General features: G+C 51.5%; 26 protein-coding genes. 13 read left to right on the forward strand and 13 right to left on the reverse strand.

Annotated features, from left to right (window positions below):
- Positions 1 to 80: 80 nt before the first annotated feature.
- The 6 genes from ACO0LK_RS03620 to ACO0LK_RS03645 are packed head-to-tail and all read right to left on the reverse strand — an operon-like array spanning position 81 to position 5,998.
- Positions 81 to 950, reverse strand: a complete 870-nt coding sequence (locus ACO0LK_RS03620; protein ID WP_422972256.1) for an STM4011 family radical SAM protein — start codon at positions 948 to 950, stop codon at positions 81 to 83.
- Positions 947 to 2,287 (reverse strand): STM4012 family radical SAM protein, encoded by a 1,341-nt coding sequence (locus ACO0LK_RS03625; RefSeq protein WP_422972258.1) that lies wholly within the window; start codon positions 2,285 to 2,287, stop codon positions 947 to 949. The genes ACO0LK_RS03620 and ACO0LK_RS03625 overlap by 4 nt, the downstream gene beginning before the upstream one ends.
- Complete coding sequence (locus tag ACO0LK_RS03630) at positions 2,284 to 3,117, reverse strand: STM4013/SEN3800 family hydrolase (RefSeq protein ID WP_422972260.1); 834 nt, start codon at positions 3,115 to 3,117, stop codon at positions 2,284 to 2,286. Before ACO0LK_RS03630 ends, ACO0LK_RS03625 begins: the two co-directional genes overlap by 4 nt.
- Entirely contained in the window at positions 3,105 to 3,791 is a 687-nt protein-coding gene (locus tag ACO0LK_RS03635) for an HAD family hydrolase (RefSeq protein ID WP_422972262.1), read from the reverse strand. Before ACO0LK_RS03635 ends, ACO0LK_RS03630 begins: the two co-directional genes overlap by 13 nt.
- Positions 3,778 to 4,920: an STM4014 family protein gene (locus ACO0LK_RS03640; protein ID WP_422972264.1), complete on the reverse strand. Its 1,143-nt coding sequence runs from the start codon at positions 4,918 to 4,920 to the stop codon at positions 3,778 to 3,780. The genes ACO0LK_RS03635 and ACO0LK_RS03640 overlap by 14 nt, the downstream gene beginning before the upstream one ends.
- Before the next feature lie 7 nt (positions 4,921 to 4,927).
- Positions 4,928 to 5,998 carry an STM4015 family protein gene (locus ACO0LK_RS03645; protein ID WP_422972266.1) on the reverse strand — a complete coding sequence of 357 codons (1,071 nt, stop codon included), beginning with the start codon at positions 5,996 to 5,998 and terminating at the stop codon, positions 4,928 to 4,930.
- Between the two features lie 479 nt (positions 5,999 to 6,477).
- Between ACO0LK_RS03645 and ACO0LK_RS03650 the strand changes: the two genes are divergently transcribed.
- Positions 6,478 to 6,690, forward strand: a complete 213-nt coding sequence (locus ACO0LK_RS03650; protein ID WP_186947843.1) for a cold-shock protein — start codon at positions 6,478 to 6,480, stop codon at positions 6,688 to 6,690.
- 747 nt (positions 6,691 to 7,437) lie between these two features.
- Here the strand turns inward: ACO0LK_RS03650 and ACO0LK_RS03655 are convergent.
- On the reverse strand, positions 7,438 to 8,412 hold the full coding sequence (locus ACO0LK_RS03655; RefSeq protein ID WP_422972268.1) for an alpha/beta fold hydrolase: 975 nt from the start codon (positions 8,410 to 8,412) through the stop codon (positions 7,438 to 7,440).
- A 221-nt stretch (positions 8,413 to 8,633) separates the two neighbouring features.
- On the opposite strand from ACO0LK_RS03655, the gene ACO0LK_RS03660 reads away from it, so the two are divergent.
- The gene (locus ACO0LK_RS03660) at positions 8,634 to 9,107 is read left to right on the forward strand and encodes a GyrI-like domain-containing protein (RefSeq protein WP_422972270.1); all 474 of its coding nucleotides are present in this window, start codon (positions 8,634 to 8,636) and stop codon (positions 9,105 to 9,107) included.
- 27 nt (positions 9,108 to 9,134) lie between these two features.
- Positions 9,135 to 9,998 carry an AraC family transcriptional regulator gene (locus ACO0LK_RS03665; protein WP_422972272.1) on the forward strand — a complete coding sequence of 288 codons (864 nt, stop codon included), beginning with the start codon at positions 9,135 to 9,137 and terminating at the stop codon, positions 9,996 to 9,998.
- Here the strand turns inward: ACO0LK_RS03665 and ACO0LK_RS03670 are convergent.
- Entirely contained in the window at positions 9,995 to 10,900 is a 906-nt protein-coding gene (locus tag ACO0LK_RS03670) for a LysR substrate-binding domain-containing protein (protein ID WP_422972274.1), read from the reverse strand. The genes ACO0LK_RS03665 and ACO0LK_RS03670 overlap by 4 nt on opposite strands.
- Before the next feature lie 206 nt (positions 10,901 to 11,106).
- Here ACO0LK_RS03670 and ACO0LK_RS03675 point away from each other — a divergent pair, with 206 nt between their 5' ends.
- From ACO0LK_RS03675 to ACO0LK_RS03690, 4 genes are all read left to right on the forward strand, one after another.
- Positions 11,107 to 11,763: a hydrolase gene (locus ACO0LK_RS03675; protein WP_422972276.1), complete on the forward strand. Its 657-nt coding sequence runs from the start codon at positions 11,107 to 11,109 to the stop codon at positions 11,761 to 11,763.
- A gap of 131 nt (positions 11,764 to 11,894) precedes the next feature.
- Positions 11,895 to 13,772: an amidohydrolase gene (locus tag ACO0LK_RS03680; protein ID WP_422972278.1), complete on the forward strand. Its 1,878-nt coding sequence runs from the start codon at positions 11,895 to 11,897 to the stop codon at positions 13,770 to 13,772.
- The gene (locus ACO0LK_RS03685) at positions 13,769 to 14,179 is read left to right on the forward strand and encodes a hypothetical protein (RefSeq protein WP_422972280.1); all 411 of its coding nucleotides are present in this window, start codon (positions 13,769 to 13,771) and stop codon (positions 14,177 to 14,179) included. Before ACO0LK_RS03680 ends, ACO0LK_RS03685 begins: the two co-directional genes overlap by 4 nt.
- A gap of 52 nt (positions 14,180 to 14,231) precedes the next feature.
- Entirely contained in the window at positions 14,232 to 14,942 is a 711-nt protein-coding gene (locus ACO0LK_RS03690) for a YoaK family protein (protein ID WP_422972282.1), read from the forward strand.
- A gap of 67 nt (positions 14,943 to 15,009) precedes the next feature.
- Here the strand turns inward: ACO0LK_RS03690 and ACO0LK_RS03695 are convergent, their stop codons facing one another.
- Together ACO0LK_RS03695 and ACO0LK_RS03700 are read right to left on the reverse strand one after the other, a co-directional pair.
- Positions 15,010 to 15,222, reverse strand: coding sequence for a DUF4124 domain-containing protein (locus ACO0LK_RS03695; RefSeq protein ID WP_422972284.1), 213 nt, complete (start codon positions 15,220 to 15,222; stop codon positions 15,010 to 15,012).
- A gap of 85 nt (positions 15,223 to 15,307) precedes the next feature.
- Positions 15,308 to 16,171 carry an alpha/beta hydrolase gene (locus tag ACO0LK_RS03700; protein ID WP_422972286.1) on the reverse strand — a complete coding sequence of 288 codons (864 nt, stop codon included), beginning with the start codon at positions 16,169 to 16,171 and terminating at the stop codon, positions 15,308 to 15,310.
- Positions 16,172 to 16,270: 99 nt separating this feature from the next.
- Between ACO0LK_RS03700 and ACO0LK_RS03705 the strand changes: the two genes are divergently transcribed.
- The 4 genes from ACO0LK_RS03705 (at position 16,271) to ACO0LK_RS03720 (ending at position 18,699) form a co-directional block, all read left to right on the forward strand.
- Positions 16,271 to 16,807: a DUF2975 domain-containing protein gene (locus ACO0LK_RS03705; RefSeq protein WP_422972288.1), complete on the forward strand. Its 537-nt coding sequence runs from the start codon at positions 16,271 to 16,273 to the stop codon at positions 16,805 to 16,807.
- Positions 16,807 to 17,088 carry a helix-turn-helix domain-containing protein gene (locus tag ACO0LK_RS03710; RefSeq protein ID WP_422972290.1) on the forward strand — a complete coding sequence of 94 codons (282 nt, stop codon included), beginning with the start codon at positions 16,807 to 16,809 and terminating at the stop codon, positions 17,086 to 17,088. Before ACO0LK_RS03705 ends, ACO0LK_RS03710 begins: the two co-directional genes overlap by 1 nt.
- A gap of 83 nt (positions 17,089 to 17,171) precedes the next feature.
- On the forward strand, positions 17,172 to 17,966 hold the full coding sequence (locus ACO0LK_RS03715; RefSeq protein WP_422972292.1) for a class I SAM-dependent methyltransferase: 795 nt from the start codon (positions 17,172 to 17,174) through the stop codon (positions 17,964 to 17,966).
- A 154-nt stretch (positions 17,967 to 18,120) separates the two neighbouring features.
- Positions 18,121 to 18,699, forward strand: a complete 579-nt coding sequence (locus ACO0LK_RS03720) for a YceI family protein (RefSeq protein WP_422972294.1) — start codon at positions 18,121 to 18,123, stop codon at positions 18,697 to 18,699.
- Positions 18,700 to 18,720: 21 nt separating this feature from the next.
- Here ACO0LK_RS03720 and ACO0LK_RS03725 read toward each other — a convergent pair whose 3' ends face one another.
- On the reverse strand, positions 18,721 to 19,584 hold the full coding sequence (locus ACO0LK_RS03725) for an EamA family transporter (RefSeq protein ID WP_422972296.1): 864 nt from the start codon (positions 19,582 to 19,584) through the stop codon (positions 18,721 to 18,723).
- Positions 19,585 to 19,616: 32 nt separating this feature from the next.
- Positions 19,617 to 21,077 (reverse strand): hypothetical protein, encoded by a 1,461-nt coding sequence (locus tag ACO0LK_RS03730; RefSeq protein WP_422972298.1) that lies wholly within the window; start codon positions 21,075 to 21,077, stop codon positions 19,617 to 19,619.
- Positions 21,078 to 21,247: 170 nt separating this feature from the next.
- Here ACO0LK_RS03730 and ACO0LK_RS03735 point away from each other — a divergent pair, with 170 nt between their 5' ends.
- On the forward strand, positions 21,248 to 21,709 hold the full coding sequence (locus ACO0LK_RS03735; RefSeq protein WP_422972300.1) for a GNAT family N-acetyltransferase: 462 nt from the start codon (positions 21,248 to 21,250) through the stop codon (positions 21,707 to 21,709).
- A 47-nt stretch (positions 21,710 to 21,756) separates the two neighbouring features.
- Here ACO0LK_RS03735 and ACO0LK_RS03740 read toward each other — a convergent pair whose 3' ends face one another.
- Positions 21,757 to 23,484, reverse strand: a complete 1,728-nt coding sequence (locus ACO0LK_RS03740) for an alkaline phosphatase D family protein (RefSeq protein WP_422972302.1) — start codon at positions 23,482 to 23,484, stop codon at positions 21,757 to 21,759.
- Between the two features lie 180 nt (positions 23,485 to 23,664).
- Here ACO0LK_RS03740 and ACO0LK_RS03745 point away from each other — a divergent pair, with 180 nt between their 5' ends.
- Entirely contained in the window at positions 23,665 to 24,276 is a 612-nt protein-coding gene (locus ACO0LK_RS03745; protein ID WP_422972304.1) for a glutathione S-transferase family protein, read from the forward strand.
- The last annotated feature ends 21 nt before the right edge of the window (positions 24,277 to 24,297 follow it).

A 24,297-nucleotide genomic window follows, 5' to 3' on the forward strand; every position in this document is an offset into this window, starting at 1 on the left:
GCTAAACGATAATTTTAATTAGCCACACCGCGTTGGCTACCTTGCTGTACCGCCTCAGCCAAACCAGCCAATGGAGGTTTCTAGCCGTTGCTTAAATACGACACTGGAATTCTTTCCAGCAAGCCACTTCCATACACCTCATGTGATTTCATATCGTCAAGATAGATGTAACCGATATGACAGTGGCAAGTCGCTTTGGTGCAGGCTTCTTTCTTGAGCATACTGGCCAGCGGGTCGGTAAAAATATTACCTTTCCTGGTCTTGATGAAATGGCAGCGGAACAGGTCACCATTGCCTTCTATGGACACCACCTCATCCCCCGCCTTGCAGGCTTTGCCCATGCTTTCATACCAGGGCAGGTTCAACCTGAACAGATGATCGATATTTTCCAGGAAGGCGATTTCTGCCTCGCTGTAGTAATCAGCTTCACGTTTGTAGGCATTGATCCACATATAAATATCCTGTGGCAGACGCTGGCGCAAGGCCGTGATGTGCGGGAAGTGCTGCTTCAACCCCACCACACCGACACTGTGGCGGATATGCATGGCGCTGAGCGCATTCGATTTATCGACAAATTTATCTTCGCTGACAAAATCAGGATGATAGGTGGTCCACAAAGCCGTGGTCTGCGGATTGCAACGTGACAGCCATTGGGGGTTCCAGGCCAGATTGGTCTGTGCCGCCACCTTACGCACATGGGGCAGATGCGACAGATGTATCACCGCTTCCTGATACCATTTACGCACCAGGGCTTCACCATAAGGCGTAATGAAAATTTCCATGGGATAGTCAGCACTGCTGTTGTGCTCTACCCAGGCGACAAATCTATCCAGGTCCTTTTTATCCAGCGCCTGCATTTCCCTGCTGTTCTTTTCCTTGGCAAAGGGGCAGTATTCACAACTATAGTTGCAATCGGTCAGGTGTCCGCGATAAATCACTTTCAAGCTCATCTTGGTACATACTCCTGCATCTTGTGTCTGACCGCTGGCGAAATAAACCAGTGACCGATGAGGTCAGAATACGCCATGCCATCTCCATGCAATTGCAGGCGTCCCGCCGTCTCTTGCGCCAGTCCCATTTCCACAAGGGTCGATAATTCAGGAAAATCGCTGTGTGCCGCAGTGGTAAACAGCGACTGATAATGTGCAGCATCCAACCCATCAAACTTCAACAGCGACTTGATCAGGTAACGTCGCTTTCTGTCATCTTCAGACAGGCGAATACCGTAACTTGCCGTCATGAAATCTGTGCGTTCTTTTGCCACATAGTCATTGATGATGGCTGCCACGTTCGGCTTGGATACCGCATATTCTGTCGAATAATGTACGTCTGTCGTATAAGAGCGGGCATTGGTACCCAGCCCTATCATGCCATCTTCCTGGCAGGAATATTCCGAGCTTTCACGCAAGCCGGCGACTGGCCTGCGAAACAGGCGCATCGAATCCTGCACATAACCATGCGCCTGCAAAAATTCGCGTCCTATGCGATACAGTATGCTGCGCATATCTTCGGTCTGGGTATTGCCGCGTTTTTTGAACAGTGTCGTCAAAGGACGTACATACAGGGGATACAAAAATATTTCTGTCGGCTGAAATTGCACTGCTTTTTTCAATGAAGCCAGCCAGGTTTCCGGCGTCTGCCCAGGAATACCATAAATCAGGTCCAGATTGAAAATCGGGAATTGATAACTGCTGATTTTTTCCAGCAATGGTTCCATCACTGCCTCTGGCTGCACACGCCCGACTGAGCGCGCTTCGGCATCGATAAAGCTTTGTATGCCTATGCTGATGCGTTGCACGCCATGCTGCGACAGACAGGACAGTTTTTCATCATTGATGGTGTCGGGAGAAATTTCAAATGAGCCTGGCGTATTCTTCAGATCCAGCCCGAGGGTGTTGGTATAAACAGAAAATAATTGTTCCAACTGGCTGACCTCCAGGTGGCTGGGTGTACCGCCACCAATCGCATACCCGGCAAAACTGAATTCACCCAGAGTATCGCGTGCCACTTCGGCTTCCAGTTGCACCTTCTTCAGATACAGGCTGACCAGGTCTTCTTGCGGATTGGAGACTGTGAACAAATTGCAGAATGCACATTTCATGCGGCAAAATGGGATGTGCGTGTACAGGTACAGTGAACTTTTCTTTTCCGGCGCCCACAGGGTTTTCAAATCCAGCTTTTGTTCGAATGGCCGGTATGCCGTCTTGTGCGGATACGAATACAGATAGCTCTGAAAGCGATTGCTTTCTTCCAGATAGCCACGAAAGTTAGTGCTGACATCCATCATGGCAGGCTCCCTTGCTGCAACAGAAAATCTGCATACGGAATGGTCCAGACTTTTTCATGTCCCAGACGATGCCCGGTATACCCGTCTTCGCCATAGGTCGTACCATGATCGGAACTGAGTATCACAAATGTGTCACCACGCTGATTCAGTGCCTGGAACAGAGGTGGCAACTGACTATCGATATAGCGCAAAGCAGCAGCATGGCTGGCCAGCGTGTCGCCGGCAGAACCAGGTAGATAATGGCAGTTAGGTTGATGCAGTGCGGATAGATTCATAAATAAAAAAACTTTTTGTTCGGGGTGCTGCTGCAATAACTGGATGGCAAATTCGACCTGGTGTCTGGTTGAATCAGGATCGGTCACACCAAATTCAGGCTGCCAGTAACTTTCCTGAAAAAGACCAGGCAACACACAGGACAGTGGATTCTGTTTCTTGAAAAACCCGACGCCACCAATGCACATGGTGCGGTATCCCAAACCTGCAAAACCGGCAACAATGTCAGGTGTATCGAAAGCATAGCTGTGTTCACCCGTGGTTTCACTACCGGCAAACTGCAGAGAGAATAATCTTTCATGCAAACCAGGACGCGCTGGCGTCGGCAAAAATCCAGCAAAAAAAGCGCAGTGGGATGCATAGGTGAAAGACCCCGGCGCATGACGCTCTTCCCAGCCAGCGGGCAACAGGCTGGCAAGAAAAGGCAAACGTCCAGCTGCATGTTCAGCCTGCGCAACATCGTAACGCAGGGTATCAAAAGTGATGAAAAGGAAGTTGGCCTTGCCAACGATCTCGTTCATATTCGTCATATTCTGATTGTTATTTATATCAGGCATGTCAATGCCTCCTCCAGCGCATGAATGCTGGTGATTTCCCGGTCAGGCCGGGTGGGTTGCTCAAGCACTTGCACCTGCACCTGCAACTTGCCAGGATTAACGAAAACGGTTTTCAATTGCAAGGCCATTGCAGGCTGCATGTCATTGAGGTAGTCATCCCCTATCATAACAATTCCGGTATGTCTGCAAAAACCAAGGGCATGTGAGAACAGTCTGCGGTCAGGTTTCTCATAGCCGATTTCAGCAGAAATAAAGATGTGTTCAAAAAAATGACTGAGCCCCGCACCACCCAGCTTGCGGTGCTGCATGCTGGCAGAACCGTTGGAAATAATCATGAGTTGATATTGCGATGACAGCCGCTCCAGCATATTTTCCAGCAGGCTGTCTGCTTGCACAAATTCCGGCAGTGTCAGGTGATCTGCCCACAAAGTATCTGCCGTGTATGGAAGCCCAGGATAGTTTTGCAACAGCTCCTGACAAAACTGACTCCGGTCTTTTCGCCCATGACAATCAAGCGCAAGAATGTTACCTATTACGCTTGCCACATCTTCGTTGGCAAACGCATTCTGATTTCTGTCCATGAAATCCTGCAAATAGCGCAGGAAGGCAGCATCCCGGTCTATCAGGGTATTGTCGATATCAAACAACAGGCTGGCTTTTTCAGTGTTCGCCATACTGACCTGCCTGCCGTCTGAGAACAGCATTGATTTCTGCCAGATACGTGCTTTCTGCACCATGCAACAGATTCGGCAATAAATCGCCAAAGGCATTGGCTTCCAGCAGTACAGGTGGTCGCCCGTCTCTGGGCAATAATATGTCCAGCCCCGCATACAGGGAACGCGGGAAAGCCTGCATGGTGCTTTCTACCAGTGCATCGATCTCTGCCCAGGTCGATGATGACAGTTCAAGCTCATCCACCGCACAACGCTGATTGCCCAGGTGCAAATTGGTCATGGGGCCACGGCTTAATCTGGCAATGGCATGACGCCGCTTGCCGGCGATACCCATCACCCGCAGGTCGTAAGCACTACCTTCATGGCTGGCCTTGGGTATCCAGCGTTCTGTCAATGCGCCTTCCGTAAACAGAAAATCCAGCACTGTCCGTATGGTGTCGAGCTCCGTGTATTTTTTTACTTTCAGGGAATTGTAAAAACGCTCGCCATCCATGCCATGCACGACTTCCACCGTAGAATAAGCCTGTTCGCGACCATTTTTTTTATTGTATTCATAGGCCACCACGCCAGATGCCGATGAACTGGAATTCAGCTTGATGAAGAAACGGCTGGTTTGCTGCTTTTCCACGAATGCAAAAAATTCGTCATAACAGGAAAACACAGGGCAGGCCGGCAAGGTATACGGCTGCAACAATTGCTTGCACAGGGGTTTGTTGAACATGCTGATGATATCTGCCGGGTGATTAAACCAGCTCAGCGCTCCGGCACACTGGACATGTTGGGCACTCTGGACTCGCTGGGCAAGCGATGTCATCAATTGAGAAAAACCCTGGAACCATAATCGCGGATGGTAAATCCTGCCACGCTGGTCTTCCAGCGTCAGCGCATTTTCCAGGCCGCCCAAGGCAAGTAATCTTTTTTCGACTTCAAAGTTTTCGCCGGGTGACTCTATCCTGACGGTAACACCTTCCGCCACCACCTCGTCCAGCACGCAGAGATCATTCAATACATCCAGATAAGAAATGACCAGGGCTGGCTCCAGCCCGGTTTCCTGCAATGCCTCCTGAAAAAGACGTACACGTCTGTTTTCAGGATTGCCTATCACTACAAATGAAGAAGGCTTGCGCATCAAGCGATTATTCCGTCACTGCCGGGTAACGCCAGTCATCATCATCGCTGGTTTGCTGATCTGTTACATCCACCAGTACCGGCAATTGCTTGAATTCCTTCATCATTTCATTGGACAGGTAGTGGTAATGCAGGTCCAGCTTCTTCAATCCAGCGATTTTTGTGCTATCCAGCAAGGCACGTCCGCCTTCATCAGTCAGGGTACCCATGGACAGGTCCAGCGTCTCCAGTTGTTCCAGCACTGAGGCTTCTGCAATCGCAACTGCGACTTCGTTGGCGATACCGCTATCAGCCAAACCAAGATATGTCAGCTTCGGAAACAAGCCCTTTTGCATCAGGGGACGCAGATCATCTATCGTCGCATCAAAACCATAATCTTCTACACCAAGGTAAAGCAGCAGATATTCAAGATTCGGCAAATCTGCCGTGGCGATGGTTTCAATGATTTTTTTCGGCAAGCCACCACATTCTATGGTCAGGGCTTTCAGCTTGTCATGTTTCAGCGGCTGGGACGACAACTCCAGGCCTGTAGAGCCTTTGATGTGCAGACGTTCCAGCGCCGGGAAGGCTGTAAAAATAGTGGTGTAGTCCCCCTGGTTAATCCAGGAAATTTCGCATTCCTCAGAATCCATGTCGCCGACAAACAATTCTTTCAAATTGGCCAGCTTGCCGTGGTTTGCCACCAGCAAACCCAGGGCATCTTGCGGGCCGTTTTCATAGGCATCTTCCCAGGCAGCGATGACCAGAGACTCCACATCGGTGGCCTGCGTCGTTTCCAGAAAAGCCAATACTTTTTCTGACAAGGTCTTGCCGTCTTCTGCCTCGTCGTAGCTGACGCCTATACGCCGTGCGACTTTCTTTGCACTGGCATCCGTCTTTTGCACATAGCCTTTTTTGGTTTTTTCGGCGATCAGCTTGTCCATTTCTTTTTGTGCTTTTTCTACAGACTCAAAACTGCTGATCTTTTCCTGGCCGGCAGTACCGATTTTTCCGTACTTCACAGTCAGCGTCGTGGCTTCGATTTCCACCTGCCAAAATTTGTATGATTTGGAATCCTGATATTCAAAGTAATGTTTCATCGAATAGCGCCTTAAAATGTGCGTGTGTTGGTGGAACGGGCTTGATCTGCGTTAGTCTGGATTGCGGGTTTCAATTTCAAGCTTGGCCAATACAGAATATCTTGCTTTTAAAACCACATGGTTACCTGCTGCCCACCCCTTGTCAAGCAAGAAAATCAATTGTTACACAGTCCAGTTTCACTAGCCCTTTCACCTATGGTAAGCGTATGAAAATATGCAAAAATTTGAACAGCCACATACGCTTGATCAGATGTACTCAAGGCACCGCCTGCAAAAATAATTGAAAAGAAAATTTGGCGTTTTCAAATTAACGGTGTATATTACGTCTTGTACTTGCATCAAGTCCTTAATTTGTTGGTCCCAATTCCGCATAGCTTTATCTCTCTGGCTGTTCTGTCTTTTTTCCACCGGTTTTATCACTTGCTTACAAGTGCCCCCTCGGGCAATGTTGCCTATGGTCTTATCAAAAGGAAAAAAACATGAGTACTCAAACAGGTATAGTTAAATGGTTCAACGACGCTAAAGGCTTCGGCTTTATTGCTCCTGATGCAGGCGGTGCAGATTTGTTCGCCCACTTCCAGGACATACAATCCAGCGGCTTCAAAAGCCTGAGCGAAAACCAGCGCGTTTCGTTCGAACGTACTGCCAGCCCTAAGGGCGACAAGGCAAGTAACATTCAAGTTCTGTCTTAATTAGAATTGAATGATGGGTCTTTACCGGCCCAGGAAAAAAACATGAGTCTTTGCCTGTCAGGCCAGCGGAGTGCAGTGGTATACATTCGCCCCGCTATCCTGATGGTGTAACAGTCTCCAGGTTTGTTCAGTTGCAACACTTTCTGAAGTCTGAAATTTACCGGCCAGTACCACCGCGCAGATAGCACGGGTTGCTGGAACAGTCAGCAGAAAGTGAATGCGACAAACCCTTCATCTGTCAGTCTTCGTCCAGTACGAATGATTGATGCGCAGAATGATACTTACCGGCCAGTGGCACCACGCAGATAGCATGGGTTATTGGAAAATGGTATTGTCGTTAGAGGGCGCGCTGTTAATCAGTGCCCCTGTGAACAACACCGCAGAGTAATTTCAGTCTACTCCGTCGCGCCTTCATTCTCACCGGCCGGATTTGCGCTTACGTGCAAACCGGAAAATGGTGTAGTGAAGTGTTGAAGGACCTCATTCGTGGTAAACCCTGTCGTGACATGATTCATTTCACTGGCCGACAGGACAAGGCAACTCAAACCCACATTGCACCGCGCAGATAGCACGGGTGATGCCCAGTCGATGGCACCATGCAGATAGCATGGGTTGTTGACGAGTTGCCTGAATGTAGAGATGCCCGCCCCCGGTCAATACCGCAGGCGGGCTTTTTCCTTTCTGCTGTTCCTTTTTTCTTTTCCTTTTTTTCCCTTTTTTTCCTTTTACTGCACTGCTTTTACAGTATTACGGTGTCTGCTTCAAAAAATCCCTGACCACAGCCACGGTCGCGGCCGGATCTTCTTCATGCGGCACATGGCCAAGCTGTTCAAACATCACCAGTTTACTGCCCGCAATATCTCGCTGAAACCATTTGGCGTTTTCCGGCGGGATCAAATGATCTTTTCCTCCCCAGATAATCAGCGTCGGTATCTGTATGCGCTTGATGCTGGCTGCCTGTGCACCATGATCAAGCTGGCTGAAACGCACCCGTAGCGCATGGCGATTGCCTGCGCGCAGTGTCATGGCCTGATAACGGTCAACCAGGTCTGACGTCACCTTATCCGGGTTCCCATACACGTTTTTCACACTGGCTTCCATCATGTGGCGCGGCAGGGTATGTTCCATCAGCCATGCAGCCTCAGGCATGCGGGCCAGGCGAAAACCCAGCGGTATTGACGTCGGCGTAAACGCATAGCCACCAGCATCTACCAGGATCAGACGCTCTACCCTGTCTGGTGCAGCCACTGCCACCTGCCAGGCGATTTCACCACCGAGCGAATTGCCACCGATGACGAAGTGGCTGACATGCATGGTATCCATCAAGTCCAGGATAAATTTCGCATAGGTCGGGCTGTGATAATCATCTTCAAAGTTGGGACCGGTCAGACCGAATGCAGGGATGTCCATGCTGATGATACGTCGCTGCGTTTTCAGCGCCGCTACCCAGCCTTCCCAGGTATGCAGGCTGGCCGAGGTACCATGGATGAGCACCAGTGGCACCGGGTCATCCCGCAAACCTTCATCACGCACATGAACAGGCAAGCCTTTCACGGCAATGAACTGGGAAGGCGCAGGTGCCCAGCGCGGCAACAGTTCTTCGACCGGCTTGTCCGGTGCCCAGGTCAACAAGATTGCAAAACACACTATGCTGAACAGCAGCATGATAATGCCCAGGACGATCAGGGTAATCCGCGTGGGCAGACTCAACAATTTTTGCATGCTGTACCTTCAGAGAAATGACTGAATTTTATCAAAACAATCACAGAGTATTGTGCCAGAGTGTAGCGCAAGTCACGGGTCCGCCACCATAGGCGTTGTTGCATGGAGCAGTATCAAGTGCCATTAATCTGCTTGCGCATGCACCTGCAAGTCCGCAAGATTTGTCAAATGCAGTCATGTTAATGTACAGACTCGATTCAACAATACAAGAGGACATTATCATGCAAACACAGATACAGGATATCGATGGCTTTCAGGTCAGCGGCTTGCAGGTACGTACGCGCAATGACCATGAAACCGATCCTTCCACGGCCAGAATCGGCCCCATGTGGGGACAGTTCTTTGCCCGGCAACTGGCAGACACATTGCCAAACAAAGCGGCGGATGCAAAAATCTATGGCGTCTACTCCAACTATGAATCTGACGCCAGCGGTGAATTTGATGCCATGGCAGGCGTGGCGGTATCGGCAGCAGTATCGGCAGCAGCAGCCGATGGTTTTGCCACAGTCAATATCAAGTCCGGCAAATACCTGGTATTTGCCTGCGAAGGTGAGATGCCCATGGCAGTGATTCAGGGCTGGGGCAAGGTCTGGTCTTACTTCAACAGCAATACAGAACATGAACGTTGTTATCAGACTGATTTTGAAGAATATCTGGGGCCACAGCAAGCCGCCATCTACATCGGTATAAAATAAGTTCAGCGCATACAATAAAAGGCCAGCATGTCCGCCAACCCAGCCCCTCAAGTCAGTTATGAAAGACGCCTGAGCCGCGTCACCAATTATCTGCATGAGCATCTCGATGAAGACCTGGATTTGAACAGGCTGGCAGAGATTGCCTGCATGTCGCCCTATCACTGGCACCGCATCTACCGTGCGATACATGGTGAAAGTGTGGTGGCGACCGTCAAGCGCTTGCGTCTGCAAAGGGCCGCCACGCTATTGGCCCGCAGCAGCATGGCAATAGAACAGATTGCCGAATTTTCCGGTTACCCCAACCTGCAATCCTTCACCCGTATTTTTGCATCGGTATATGGCCTGCCACCGGCACGCTACCGTAAAGAAGGCAGCCATCAGCAATTTCCCTTGCCGGATGAATTGCGCGCCGATCTGCATTTCCCGGTCAGCCTGACGACTATCGCTGCACAGCAATTACTCAGCATCGATAATCTTGGCAGTTATATGGGCATCAGCAAGACATTTGATATCTTGAATGGCTGCGCTGCATCGCGACAATTGTTCAGAGCGGATACGCGCTGGATAGGAATTTATTATGACGATGCAATGACTGTGGATGAAGACAGGCTACGCTCCAAAGCCTGCATCAGCGCACCGCAGCCGCTGCCAGACCTGGCCTTGCAGGCACCGCTGTCTGTGACCGAACTGCGTGGCGGCAAGTATGCGGTACTGACTTACAAAGGGCCATATTCCGACATGCAGCCAGTGTATCGCTGGTTCTTTGGTGTCTGGCTGCCAGCTTCCGGCGAAGAAATCGATGATGCGCCACCATTTGAAGAATACCTGAACAACCCGCGCGATACGGCACCGACCGAATTGTTGACGAATATCTTCATGCCTTTGCGCTAAATTGGTAGCGTCACCTCATCATTAAATTCCCTGACCAGAAAATCGATGAAAGCCCGTGCCGCCATCGGCAACCGGTTGGACGGTACATACAAGGCATACAGGCTGATGACCGGTGCCTCTTGCCAGTCCTTGAGTATGTGCACCAAAGCCCCCTGTGCCACACATTTTTGTGTGATGAAATCCGGCTGCAAGACGATGCCCAGACCATCGACGGCAGCCTGCGCCAGCATCTCGCCGTTGTTTGAACATAAGGCGCCCCCCACACGCACACGCTTTTCATTGCGACCATCGGTAAGTTGCCATTCGGCCCCGGTCAGGTTGTGTCCATAATTCAGACAGCGATGCTGGGCCAGTTGCGAAGGTTCTTCAGGCTGGCCGTGCTTTTTCAGATAAGCAGGGCTGGCATACAGCGAACGTTTCACGGCACAAATGCGGCGTGCTGCCAGATTCGAATCACTCATGTGAGCGATACGCAGGCTCAGATCAAATCCCATCTCTATGGGATTGAGCATACGGTCGTTCAAATCCATGCGCAATTCAACACGTGGATGCTGTTTTAAAAACTGACTCATGCGCGGTGCCAGCATGATGGTACCAAAGCTCATGGGTGCGTTAACCACCAGCTTGCCGATTGCCTGGGTGCGCCGCTCGGTCAGTGCCAGGGTCACTTCATCTGACAAGGCCAGGATAGAACGCACGTATTCATGCAATTCCGCACCGGCGCTGGTCAGGGATAGTGCACGGCTGGTGCGGTTAAGAAGCTTGACGTTATACGTCTCTTCCAGCGACGCCACCAGTTTGCTGACCTGCGAGCGGGTCACATCCATTTCACGTGCAGCAGCGGCAAAGCTGCCATGTTGCCAGGAAAGCGCAAAAGCGCGGAAGGCATCGAGTCTGTCCATGGCAATGTTTCCAATTTAGATACGCAATGACTTCATTTTACTATCTAGTGCGCATTATGGAAACGATCTACAGTACAGCATGTCTTCACAAAGACTTGTTGAACCCGGTAAAACCCAAAAGATTCAAGTTAGTTCGATCACATTCGACCTTATTCAGCCTTATTCGGCCTTATTCAGCCTTACAAACAACCTACGGAGAACACATCATGAGCAACCCAAAACTGGATTTACTGACAGCATCCAATCACAGCCTGATCCTGATCGACCATCAACCGCAAATGACGTTTGGTGTTGCCAGCGGCATAGACCGTCAACTGTTGAAAAACAATGTGATCGGCCTGGCCAAGTCTGCCAATGTGTTTAAAGTACCGACCGTGCTGACTTCAGTTGAAACTGCCGGTTTTTCTGGTGAGATCTGGCCTGAATTGCTGGCCGAGCTACCCGACAATAAAATCTTTGAACGCACTTCGATGAATACCTGGGATGACGAAGCCGTCAAAGCAGAGTTGAAAAAATTTGGCCGTAAAAAACTGGTGTTTGCTGCACTGTGGACCGAAGTCTGCCTGACCTTCCCGGTACTGGAAGCCATGCGTGATGGCTATGAAGTGTATTTCGTTGAAGATGCATCCGGCGGCACCTCGGTCGCTGCCCATAACATGGCCTTGCAACGCATGATACAGGCGGGTGCCGTACCTGTGACCTGGCAACAATACCTGCTGGAACTGCAGCGTGACTGGGCCAAAAAAGACACTTACGAAGGTACCACCGGCGTAGTGGTCGAACATAGCGGTGCTTACGGTTCTGGCATAGATTATGCAATCACGCACGTACATAAAATGGCAGCACGCAAAGTCGCGCATTGAGCGACAATGAGGACAATGAAATAAGCAGACCATGCCCCGGCTGATTGAAACAGCCGGGGCATGGCACCTGGCACTAAGCACTATAAGCACTGACCACTCCGCCTCTGATCAATCTTAAAACACCTGACATCATGATCGCTATCGCCGACACGCTGTACCTGAATGGCCGTTTCACCACCCTGGATAAACAAAATCCGCTGGCAAGCGCGGTAGCGATTGCCGATGGCAAGTTCATTGCCGTCGGGGATGCAGACGAAGTGCGCCGCCATATCGGGGCTGAAACCAAAGTCATAGACCTCAAGGGCCGCGCCGCCATTCCCGGCTTGCACGACAGTCACACTCATTTGATACGGGCAGGGTTGAACTACACCATGGAATTGCGCTGGGACGGTGTACCTTCACTGGCAGATGCCATGCGTATGCTGAAGGAACAGGTTGCCCGCACTCCGGCACCGCAATGGGTACGCGTGGTCGGCGGTTTCACCGAACACCAGTTTGCAGAAAAAAGATTGCCGACACTGGCAGAAATCAATGCTGCTGCACCCGATACACCCGTGTTTATCCTGCATCTGTATGACCGTGCCTTACTCAATGGCGCAGCCCTGCGTGCAGTCGGTTATACCAAAGACACACCCAGTCCGCCCGGTGGTGAAATTGAGCGTGACAAGCAAGGCAATCCTACCGGACTCTTGCTGGCCAAACCGAATGCCATGATCCTGTATGCGACCCTGGCCAAGGGTCCGAAACTGGACCCGGACGCGCAAGAGATTTCAACCCGGCTGTTCATGCGTGAACTGAATCGCCTGGGCATTACCTCGGTGATTGATGCCGGTGGTGGTTTTCAGAATTACCCGGATGACTATCGCATCATCGAGAAGTTGCAAAACGATGGCGATCTGACCGTCCGCATCGCCTACAACCTGTTCACCCAAAGACCGAAACAGGAAGTCGAAGACTTCCAGACCTGGAGTGATTTGCTGCCACCACTGTCCGGCAATGCCATGTACCGCCACAATGGTGCCGGTGAAATGCTGGTATTTTCAGCGGCCGACTTTGAAGATTTTCGCGAGCCACGTCCGACACCGGTCGACAGCATGGAAGATGAACTGGAACGCGTGGTCCGCCTGCTGGTAGAAAAACGCTGGCCTTTCCGCCTGCATGCGACGTATGACGAGACCATCAGCCGTGCACTGGATACCTTTGAACGGGTGAACCGCGATATCCCCTTTAACAATCTGCACTGGTTCTTTGATCATGCCGAAACCATCAGCCCGCAAAACATAGACCGTGTCAGGGCACTGGGTGGTGGTATCGCCATCCAGCATCGCATGGCCTATCAGGGTGAATATTTCATTGAGCGTTATGGCAGCCAGAAAGCGGCGCATTCACCACCGGTGCGGCGCATGCTGGATGCGGGTATTCCCGTTGGTGGTGGCACCGATGCGACCCGCGTCGCCAGTTATAACCCCTGGGTCAGCCTGGCATGGATGATCACAGGCAGAACGGTGGGTGGAACTGCCCTGTATCAGTCCGACAATTTACTCGACCGGGAAACTGCCTTGCGCCTGTGGACCACCGGCAGTGCCTGGTTTGCCAATGCTGACGGCAAACAGGGACAGATCAAGGCTGGTCATCTGGCGGATTTCATCGTGCCTTCAGCAGATCTTTTTGCCATTCCCGAAATGGATATTGCCAGCATGGTGTCGCATCTGACCGTGGTCGGTGGCAAGGTCGTGCATGGTGATGACGCATTTTCCAATCTGGCACCACCCATGCCGCGTGCAGCCAATGACTGGGCGCCGACCAATGCCTTTGGCGGTTACTGGCGGGAACCTGTCAGCCAGAAAACAAAAGCCGGTCATCTACAAAAACCTGTCATGCATGCCGATTGCTGCGCCAAACCGTGCCAGGTTCATGGTCATGGCCATACGTCCAGCTGGCTCAATCCTGTGCCAGTCTCAGATGAAAAAAGCTTTTGGGGCGCACTTGGCTGTGCGTGCTGGTTATGACGCTGCCTTCTTCCATACAGGCACTAGCACTGTCATTGCTAGCCAGCGTGTTCGCCTGGAGCGCAGCCGACAAACTGTTGCACTGGCAAGATGGCCTTGCCGAAGTCAGTGAGCAACTGCCATTTTTTTCCCTGATTCTGTTATGCGGCACTGTGCTGCTCCAGGGTACTGGCAGTATAGGCTTGCTGGCGGCGGCCTTCTTTCCTGACAACCCCACGCTGCGTCATCTGGGTGGCTGGGCTGCACTGGCACTGGCCGGTTTCACCGGTATGGCAACGCTGTTATTTCATGCTTTCTGGCGTGAAAAAACTGCCAAAGATGTAAGGCGCATGCTGACCGTTTTCCTGGAACATGTGGCCTTGGTCGGTGGCCTGCTGCTGGCAGCCACGGTTTTGCTGACTGCCTGATTTATCTTATTACACCCTATTCATCCACATCCACAGGATACTGACACCAACCATGCCAGCCGACATTTCACCATCAACGCCGGGTACCAGCCCAGCCCCCGTATTTCATCCGTGGATGGCACCACTGCTGGCACTGGTCGCCGCCTATATCGACACACTGGGTTTCATCGCCCTGTTCGGACTCTTTACTGCCCATGTCACAGGCAACTTTGTCCTGATCGGTGCGGCCTTCGTGCATGGCGGCAGTGGCATGACTTTAAAGTTCCTGGCTTTTCCCGCTTTCATAGCCGGTGTCTTGCTGGCCAAATGGACGCATGGATATCTGTCTGCGCGTGGCAGCACCAGGGTATTGAAGATACTGCTGGCACTGGAAGCCCTGTGCCTGTTTGCTTTCGCCATGGCGGGCATTATTCTGCGGCCTGATCTGGGTTCGGACCCAGGATTCACCGCAATCGTCACTGGCATGCTGGGTGCAGTCGCCATGGGCTTGCAGAACGGCACCAGCCGCCTGAGTCTGTCCAGCCTGGTGCCCACCACGGTCATGACCGGCAATGTGACGCAAATCGTGATTGACTTGGTGGATGCGGCATCTGGCAACATCATCGCACGTGAACGCATACGCCGTTTCATCCCGGCAGTGATGGGCTTTGTGGTTGGTGCCGTGGGTGGTGCTGTCGCTTATGTGGCTTTGGGCTTTGTCGCCGTGTTACCGGTGATTGCCGTGCTGCTGGTGTTGATCCGTATTGCGGACCCGCGCAAATAAATCAGCCGGTCTAACTCATTCCGGTGCCAGGGCCATCAACACTGGCATCCAGGCCGTTTGTCCAAATTTACTTGGGTGGGGGATTTTTGGGCGTGGATGCAGGATTGCCACCTGGAGTGCCAGACGGCAAGCGTTTGACCGTCACTGCCTTGCCTTTCTTTTTGCAAGGTTGATCTGACCATACAAGCTTGCCATCGACTTCACAACGAAATACTGCCGTCTGCGCAAAACTGACCAGGGGGAAAGCCAGCAAAAGCAAGACCAGGCTTAATTTCTTCATGACAAGTACCAGAATAAGAGTGAACCGCATTATAGATTCATATTAGATTCACCCACCCACATTTACCAGCTTTTCCACTGTGTACTCAAATCGAGCGCACGAAACCACAATACGCATCCACCACATCAGTACGGTGCATCAGGCCATTGTGGCCACCACCAGGGCTGACCACAAACCGTTTATCGCCAGCTGGAATTGCTTCATACACCTTGCGCCCCAGAGCCAGCGGTGTGACCTTGTCCTGATCGCCGACCAGAACCAGACTCTTGCCACGATACGCGCCAACAGCACGGGTATTGTCTATGTCCTGCAAAGCCGGACTCAACTCAATGTTGACGAAGGGTTTGGCATACCAGGGCGTGTTCGCCAATGCCCAGTCCATGGCATTGCTGGCCGTTGATTCCAGCACCAGGCCATCGAGTTGCCGGTTCTGTGCCACATAGCCGGCGATAAAACTGCCCAAGGACTGCCCGTGCACGATCAGTTTTCCCGTGGTCTGTGCCCTTGCATGATCATAGATACGCAAGGCATCTGCCTGCATGTTCGCAACCGTAGGCTGCCCACTGCTGCGGCCATAGCCACGATAATCAAAGCTGAGAAAATTGGCCCCGCATTGCTGCATGGCAGGCAACAGGTATTTTGCGCCATCGTCCAGATGAAACATATTGCCGCCAAAATACAGCACGCTCACCTGCGCCTGTTTCAACTGTATGCGTATGCCCTGCAAAGTCACGCCATCGCTGCTGTCCAGACGCCATTCCGTCAGTTCGGCATCGGCTGCCATTTGCCGGAGGCTGGCCGCATCGAGTTTTTCGGCAAGACGATAACCGGAACGACTATCTGGATGAATGAACTGGTTTTCACTCACCTGCACACTCATGCAGGCAGACAGACACAATGCCCCCAGGCATATCAATACCAGGCTAAAGCCTTTGTATAACTGGCGCATCTTTACTCCTTACAGTTTGTCGTCAAGTCTATTACAATTAAACTATAACAGAAATAAATTACTGTAAAACGATAATTTATAATCACAAGACAATTATTTATGAAGATAAGCAAACTCTCCCGCCTGATCCGGCCCCTGCTCTTGCTCTGCGCTGCCACGGAGGTGGCTTTTTTTATCCTGGCCTGGAGTAACACCCCGTTAAATCTGGGACCCTGGTCCATGCATGTTGCGGCCAAGGGCTTGCTGATCGAGCAGATGAGTTCCATGTCGGCCATGGAACGCGGTATCGGCGTCCTGCTGGGTCTACCGGCATTGCTGTGCATGCTGTACGGTTTGTGGAACCTGGACAGATTGCTGGCAGGCATCCAGCAGCAGAATCTGTTTTCCTTGCAAAATATTGCGCGACTGCGGACATTTGCCGGTGCCGTCGCCCTGTCCACCCTGCTATCCATCGCAGAAGTACCTGCCCGCACCGCCGTAATGCGGTTGCTGCCGGGGCAAGGCGATGGAAATTTCTCGGTATCGGTGTCTTCAGAAGAATTGATACTGCTGCTGGTATGCATCGCCTTTTACCTGATTACAGGCATGATGCATGAGGGGCGCAGGCTGGCGGAAGAAAATGAGGGCTTCGTCTGATGTCTATCATCATCAATCTCGATATCATGCTGGCCAGGCGCAAGCTCAAATCCAAGGAACTGGCACAGTTTGTTGGTATTACCGAACAAAACCTGTCCCTGCTCAAGTCAGGCAAGGTAAAAGGCATACGCTTTTCTACCCTGGAAAAAATTTGTGAACGTCTGGATTGCCAGCCTGGTGACATCATGGAATGGGTCAATGACGGCAAGTCGCTTGACGACGAAGCGGAAATCGACAATCACAATCAGGCAAGCAGCACGTCAGGCCAAAACCGCTTATGATGCGCTGCACGATAGCCACTTGTCCTGTCAGGGAACGTTTACGCGGCCAGACAGTCATACCGTTTTTCCTTAGGAGAGTCTGAATGAAACAGTTTTTGCTCGCTGTAAGCCTGTTGGCAGGCATAGGTGTCAGCCAGGTATCTGTGGCTGATGATGCACTGAAAGCGGCCATCGCCGGCCAGCAACGCACGCCAGCCAATGCGGTACGTGACAGCGCACGTCACCCCTACGAAACCCTGACTTTCTTTGGCATCAAACCGACCATGACGGTAGTCGAACTGGCACCTGGTGGCGGCTGGTATACAGAAATCCTGGCACCCTACCTGCGTGATAACGGCAAGATGATCGCTGCGCTGGGTGACCCGGCTGTCAGCAAGGGTGCTGCCAGCTTCAAGCAAAAGCTCGATGCCACACCGGCAGTCTACGGCAAGGTACAAATGGGTGTGTTTGCACCGCCTGCCAAGCTCGATTATGCTGCCAAGGGTAGCGTCGACATGGTACTGACTTTCAGGAATATCCATAACTGGATAGGCAATGGTGAACCTGCCATGAAAGCCCTGTTCCAGAGTGCCTATGACAACCTGAAACCAGGCGGCGTGTTTGGCGTGGTTGAACATCGCTTGCCTGTCAGCAAGACCCAGGATGAAAAAGCCAGCACAGGCTATGTGCATGAAAGCTATGTCATCAAACTGGCGGAAAGCGTAGGCTTCAAACTGGCCGCAAAATCTGAAGTCAATGCCAACCCGAAAGACATGGCTGACCATGAAAACGGCGTCTGGGCTTTGCCGCCCACTTTTGCCAACAAGGAAAAAGACAAGGCAAAGTATGAAGCCATCGGTGAAAGCGACCGCATGACCTTAAAGTTCGTTAAACCTTAGTTCGTCAAACCTTAGTTTGCCAAATCTTAATATCCAGACTTCCTGTCTTCAATATCTGCCTGTACCGGTTTGACAGGCAGAATATTGATTGCTGGCAGCAAAGGCAGTAAGGGCCTATCATGGCACTACTGCCTTTTTTATTTCCTGCGCCACCATGTTCAGATTCCCTCTGCATCGCCCTGCACTCGCCCTGATTATGCTGGCCGCCAGCGTGCCCGCTCTGGCGCTGGATCGCTACGTCGTCGATACCGAACATACCTTCAGCAGTTTTGAATACAAACACTGGGGCCTGTCCATGCAGCGCGGACGTTTCGACAAGAATACCGGCTCCATAGAAATTGACACTGACAACAAGAGCGGCAGCCTGCAAATCAGCATTGATGCCGATTCCATCAATACAGGTTCAGACACGTTTAACAAGGTATTGCGCTCCGATGGCTTTTTTGACGTGCAAAAATATCCTGCAATACTTTTTCAATCCAGCAAGCTGATTTTCAATGAAGACAAGCTGGTGCAGGTAGAAGGCGACCTGACCATACGCGATGTCAAACGCCCGGTAAAAGTGGACATCACCCACTTTGAATGCCGCTTCATGATTCTGTACCTGAAGCGCGCCTGCGGCGCAAATGGTTATACCAAAATCTTGCGCAGCGATTATGGCGTTGGGCGCTATGTCCCCTTTGTCAGCGATGAAGTGACCTTGTCATTCAGCGTTGAAGCTATCAAGGAATAATCCGTCAGAAGAATACCATTCTCAGGTATGGCGAATGACTATCGCTCCTGCGACCGCCAGCAGGATAGCCGCCAGCCGTCTCGCTGTTATTTTTTCATGCAGTATCCAGGCCGCAATCGCTGTGGCAAACAGGATGGACGTTTCGCGCAAGGCAGCGATGGCAGCCACGGGGGCCAATGTCATTGCCCACAAAGCCAGACCGTAAGAGGCAACGGAACAACTGCCGCCGGCTATACCCAACATGTATTTACCCTTGCTGTAATTGAAAAAAGCGCGCCGGTCTTTGAGCAAGATCAGGCTTATCAATGACAACGCCGTCAGCAAAAATATCCACATGGTATAGGCCGCAGGCGCGCCCGACTTGCGTACGCCTATACCGTCAACAATGGTATAGGCAGCGATAAAACATGCATTCAGTAGCGCCAGGAAATGTGTGGAAAACCTGCCGCCCTGCGACTTTTTTATTGTCTGATTTGCTGTCTGATCCAGCAATGATAATCCCACGATGCCCAGAACCAGCAGCCCCAGGCCCAGCCAGCGCATGGCAGGCACCGCTTCACCAATAATACTGCCACTGCCTACGGCCACCAGCAAGGGTGCCGTACCACGCATGAGCGGGTAAGCCTGGCTCATGTCGCCAACCCGGTAAGCAGCCGCCAGCAAACAAAAGTACACGATCTGCAACACCACAGAGGCAAGAATATACGCCCAGCTCGCCATGTCGGGCTGAGTGACAAAAGGCAAAACCAGCGCGCAGACAAGACCAGCACCGCTGGTGATCAATACCGTATTGAAAAACTTGTTTTCACCGACCTTGATCGCGGCATTCCATGCAGCATGCAGAAAGGCGGCGAACAGGACGATGGCGACGACTACCGTTGACATAAATACGTGGGTTCACCCCTGTTAAAACACTGCTAACGTAAAGCAACGATATTAACATTGCCCGCATCCAGATTGCTGCTGGCTTTTTCGTGGCCAATAAATTTCAGTTGGGCTGAGCTGGCATCCCATAACATGGCCGAGCCGTCATACGGGCTGCGCAAAGCGACCGGTGCACGCGCAAGATATGCCGGTATATCCGCATCGGGGATTTTTTTACGCAGGATATCCACCTGCAAGCTGACCAGACGCAGATAAGCATCTGTGTCCAGGCTCTTGCCGATGTATGTCAGCGCATAATCCGGAATGCCTACCTGCATGAGAATTTTACCGACCGGGTTATAGGCATGCTCAAGGTAAAAAGAAATGCCGTCAGCATTCACGGCTTCACGCATTTTTTTCAGGCGCTCTTTAGATGCACTGAAATCCACCGCTGTATTTCTGGCCGTATCGATGATGTATGTCCAGTTTCTGGCAACCATATTGGAGGTGGCATTGGGCTGAAAAGTGAAATTACCGAGCACATTCAATGGCCAGGGAGTCATTTCTGATTTGTCTGGCGTCATCTCCAGACTCGCAGGCAGATGTTGAGGAAACTGTGTCTGCACACCTGCTTCATATAAAAATGGCTGCTCCAGGCTTCTCTCTGCCTCCGTCATGGTCTGCACCAGCAGACTGACACGGTCAGCATGGTGTTCCAGCAATGCCGGATACAAAACCAGCAGTTCGCTGACCGTACGCGCCTGTCTGCGTATGGCAGCCTGCATCACCATTTTGGAAAGCAGGCTGGAACTGTTTTTCAATACCACCCTGAGATAGCGGTTATTGCTTTCCAATAGTTGCAGACCCGCATCCAGTTTGCCATCTGCGATATCAAAACTGGCCTGTGTCAGCAGCAAATCAATTGCCCTGCTCAGGCTGCTATATGGCGGCACGCTGGCATTGAAAGTAGGTATCAGATGTTCTTCATAGCCCCCCATTTTGCGCATCAGCGCGTAACGTTCTGCCAGCACCTGATTGCTGACTATCTGTTGTGCCAGTTCTGCACGTTTTTTCAAATCCATCTGCACGCAATTCTGTATGGTTTGCCTGCAACGATTATTGTTCCAGTTGAAGCTCAGCAGCTTCTCGTCAGCTTCAGGATGAGGATGGCTTTGGTAATAGGCTTTATCTTTTTGATATAAGGCCTGCTGAGTCCTGATTTTATCGATGCCATTTTTTAACAGATCAGTGTCCAGTGCCGCATTCATCATGACTAGTATGTAAAAGCTGTTTTGCGCATCAGGCAGATGAAACTGCTGATCTTGCAATAAGGCTTTCGTCACTGGCGTCAGTGCTTCATCTTTCAGGTTAATGGCAACGAAGGTCGCCAGTAACAACAGTACAATACCGGCAACTATCAGGAAGATTCTCAGACTCCAACGTATCACCGCTTTCAGGTTGGAATGATTACCCGGCCTGATCTGTCTGGTATTTGCGGCAAGCGTTTTTGACATGGATGATTTTTAATTAGGTTGATCAGGACATATAATTGTAGTCTGCATACCCTGCTGAGCTACGTGCGGATTATCTGCATACCGCTATACTCAGTCTACGGTTAAATTGTAAAATAAATACCGTTTGCATCATCCATTAAAAAAATCCTCAATTCATCCATTCCAAAACAATGCCACCGACCTTGCGTCCTGCCGTGCCGAGCGATTATGTAGTCATCGCCGACTGGATTCACGATGCCAAAGCCTGCGCCCGCTGGGCGGGGCCGCAACTGCCTTATCCATTTGCCACGGCAGACTTGCCAGAACTGCTGGCAAAACCGGAATCACAGGCTTTTACATTGATTGATCCCAACCAGACGGTAGTCGGATTTGCCCAGTTTTGGAGAAGGGATGAACAACGCGTCCATCTGGGACGTATCATCGTTTCCCCGGAGGCACGTGGGTTGGGCTATGGCAGGATATTGTGTGAACAGCTAATGCAGCGGGCTATCGCCGCGACCGGCTTGTCCATCGTCAGCCTGCGTGTGTACCGTGACAACCCTGGGGCCTTGCATTTATACAGCCAGCTCGATTTTGTAGTGGTCGAACCAGATTCAAATACAGAAGTATTGGCGATGGAACACAGAGCGTAAAGCGTCATGCGAAGCCAGCACGCTGCTGGCCTCGCATGTTACTGGTATTAACCTGCGTAAGTAAAAGTATCGACGCTGGTGGTATAGCTGGAACTGGTGACGGTACTGACATACACATATTCACCCTTGGCCTGGGTAGGTGTCACCGTGATCAGCATATAGCCGCGACGGTAAGTGTCGATATAGGTAATATCATCGACCAGTGCCTTGATGGTGCCAGCCAGCGTTGCCGGTGCCACTACTGAGGGAGGGAATACGCCTTCAAAACCGGACGAAGTCACCGACATGCCGGCAAATTCTGCACCCACCTGCGTACCATCCGGCAGGGTCAGTTTGTTGAACCAGGCATTGTGGCTGTCGCCTGACAAAACCAGGAATTTTTTGCCTGCCGTTTTCAGTTTCGCGGCGGAATTAAAGACGGTATCACGGGCATTCGGATAACCTTCCCAGTTATCGAAGTTGTAGGAAATCTTCGGATTCTTCAAAGGATCCAGCAAATCTTTTTGCGCCTGTGTCTGTGCCGCTGCCGGCGTTGCCTTGGCAGTCAGGTAAGCAGTCACTGAGTCTGCGCTCAGATTGGCCACCAGTGTTGATGCTGGCAATTGCACGCGGCCCATGACAGTCTGGTTACCCAGTATCTGCCAGGTCGCCTTGGATGCTGTCATCTGCGTATCCAGCCAGGTTTGCTGTGTTGTCCCCAGCAATTGCTTGTTCTTATTGAAGGCATATGGCAGGAACTTGGGATCAGCAACGTCACGGCCTTGCGCATCCAGCATGCGGTCCGGTGCCTGCTCACGACCAATGATACGGGTGTCGAGCATGTGCAGCGACAGCAGATTACCGAAATCAAACGAACGGTAGATCTTCAGCAAATTGCTGGTGTCCGGTGAACGTATCGGCATCCATTCATGATAGACCTGGCTGGCCGCTGCCTTGCGTGCTGCCCAGGTGCCCTGCGTGGCAGGGTTATGATTTTCAGCCGCATCCATCCAGGCATTGTTGGCAAATTCATGATCATCCCAGATGGTGATCATCGGCATGCGTGCATGCAAGGCTTTCAGGTAAGGGTCAGCCTTGTGCAGGGCATGGCGTGCGCGGTAATCAGCGACGGTGACAATCTCGCTGGCGGGTGCAGAAACACGGCCTGCCACCTGTGAAGCAACGGGTGGATAAACACCGTCCTTGTATTCATAAATATAGTCACCCAGATGCAGGGCAAACTGGGCACCTGACGATACTGCACTGTCATAGGCGTTGAAATAACCGGCAGGATAATCACTGCAAGAGAACACTGCCAGCTTGACCTGATCGACATTGCCAACCGGCAGGGTGCGGGTACGGCCAACAGGTGACACGCTATTATTCGGTGCAATGAAGCGATAGTAATATTCAGTATTAGCAGTCAGGCCAGTCGCATCCACCTTGGCGGTAAAGCCGCTGGCAGCCGTTGTGGTCACCTTACCGGAGAACAGCACATTGGAGAAACTGGCGTCAGCCGCCATTTGCCACGTCAGGTCCACACTGGCATCGGTCGATATCTTGGCATGTGTCCACAGGATGACACGATCAGATAAGGGGTCACCACTGGCAACGCCATAATTGAAGGCCGCCATTTCGCCATTCAGGATAGTAGAAGAGCCGCCACAAGCGGTCAGAACGCCGCCGGATGCCATAACGGCAGCGACAGAAGACATCTTGATGACAAAACCACGTCTGGCGATATTCTTGGGTAATTGTTGATTTTCTTGTTGGTCTTTTTTCTGATCGTTTTGCATTTGGCTACTCCCCTGGAAAATGAGAGATAGTAGGACTGCCTTATGTCAGGGATGTGACGTTGGCAAAGATTCCCAAAAGAAATTCTAGAGCGTACTCTCTAACACATCTTCAGCCGCTGCTACACGCTTTCTAAAAACTGGGCATAATGGTTTTTTAACCGCCCACCACACGAGGCTCCCATGATAGAAGTCCACCACTTAAAAGAATCACGCTCACGCCGTATCACCTGGTTGCTGGAAGAACTGGGGCTGGATTACACCGTCATCTCGTATGATCGCGATCCCAAGACCCGCTTGGCACCGCCAGAGCTGCAAAAAATTCACCCACTGGGCAAAGCACCTGTCATACGTGATAAGGGCCAAACCCTGATTGAATCTGGCGCCATCATCGACTACCTGATCCGCACCTATGGCAATGGTCGCCTGGCACCCGCTGTAGACACGCCTGATTACAATCGTTATGTGCAGTTCCTGCACTATGCCGAAGGTTCAGCCATGTTGCCGTTGCTGCTGAAGCTGTATGTAGGACGCCTGGGTGAAGCCGGTGCACCTTTGCACCCGCGTATCAGCAGCGAAGTGGCAAATCATTTCAGTTATCTGAATCTGGAACTGGAAGGCCGGGATTACTTCGTTGACGACAGCCTGACAGGTGCAGACATACAACTGTCTTTCGCCATACAGTCGGCCGTGCGCGGCGCTGGCCGTGAAGCCTTCCCTAACCTGACGCGTTTTGTCGATATGGTAGCGGCTCGCCCTGCCTATCAAAAAGCAGTAGAAAAGAACGGCGAGTAAGAACGAACAAAGCACATGCCC

It is taken from the genome of Undibacterium sp. Ji49W (assembly GCF_049340205.1).
Lineage (GTDB): Bacteria > Pseudomonadota > Gammaproteobacteria > Burkholderiales > Burkholderiaceae_D > Undibacterium.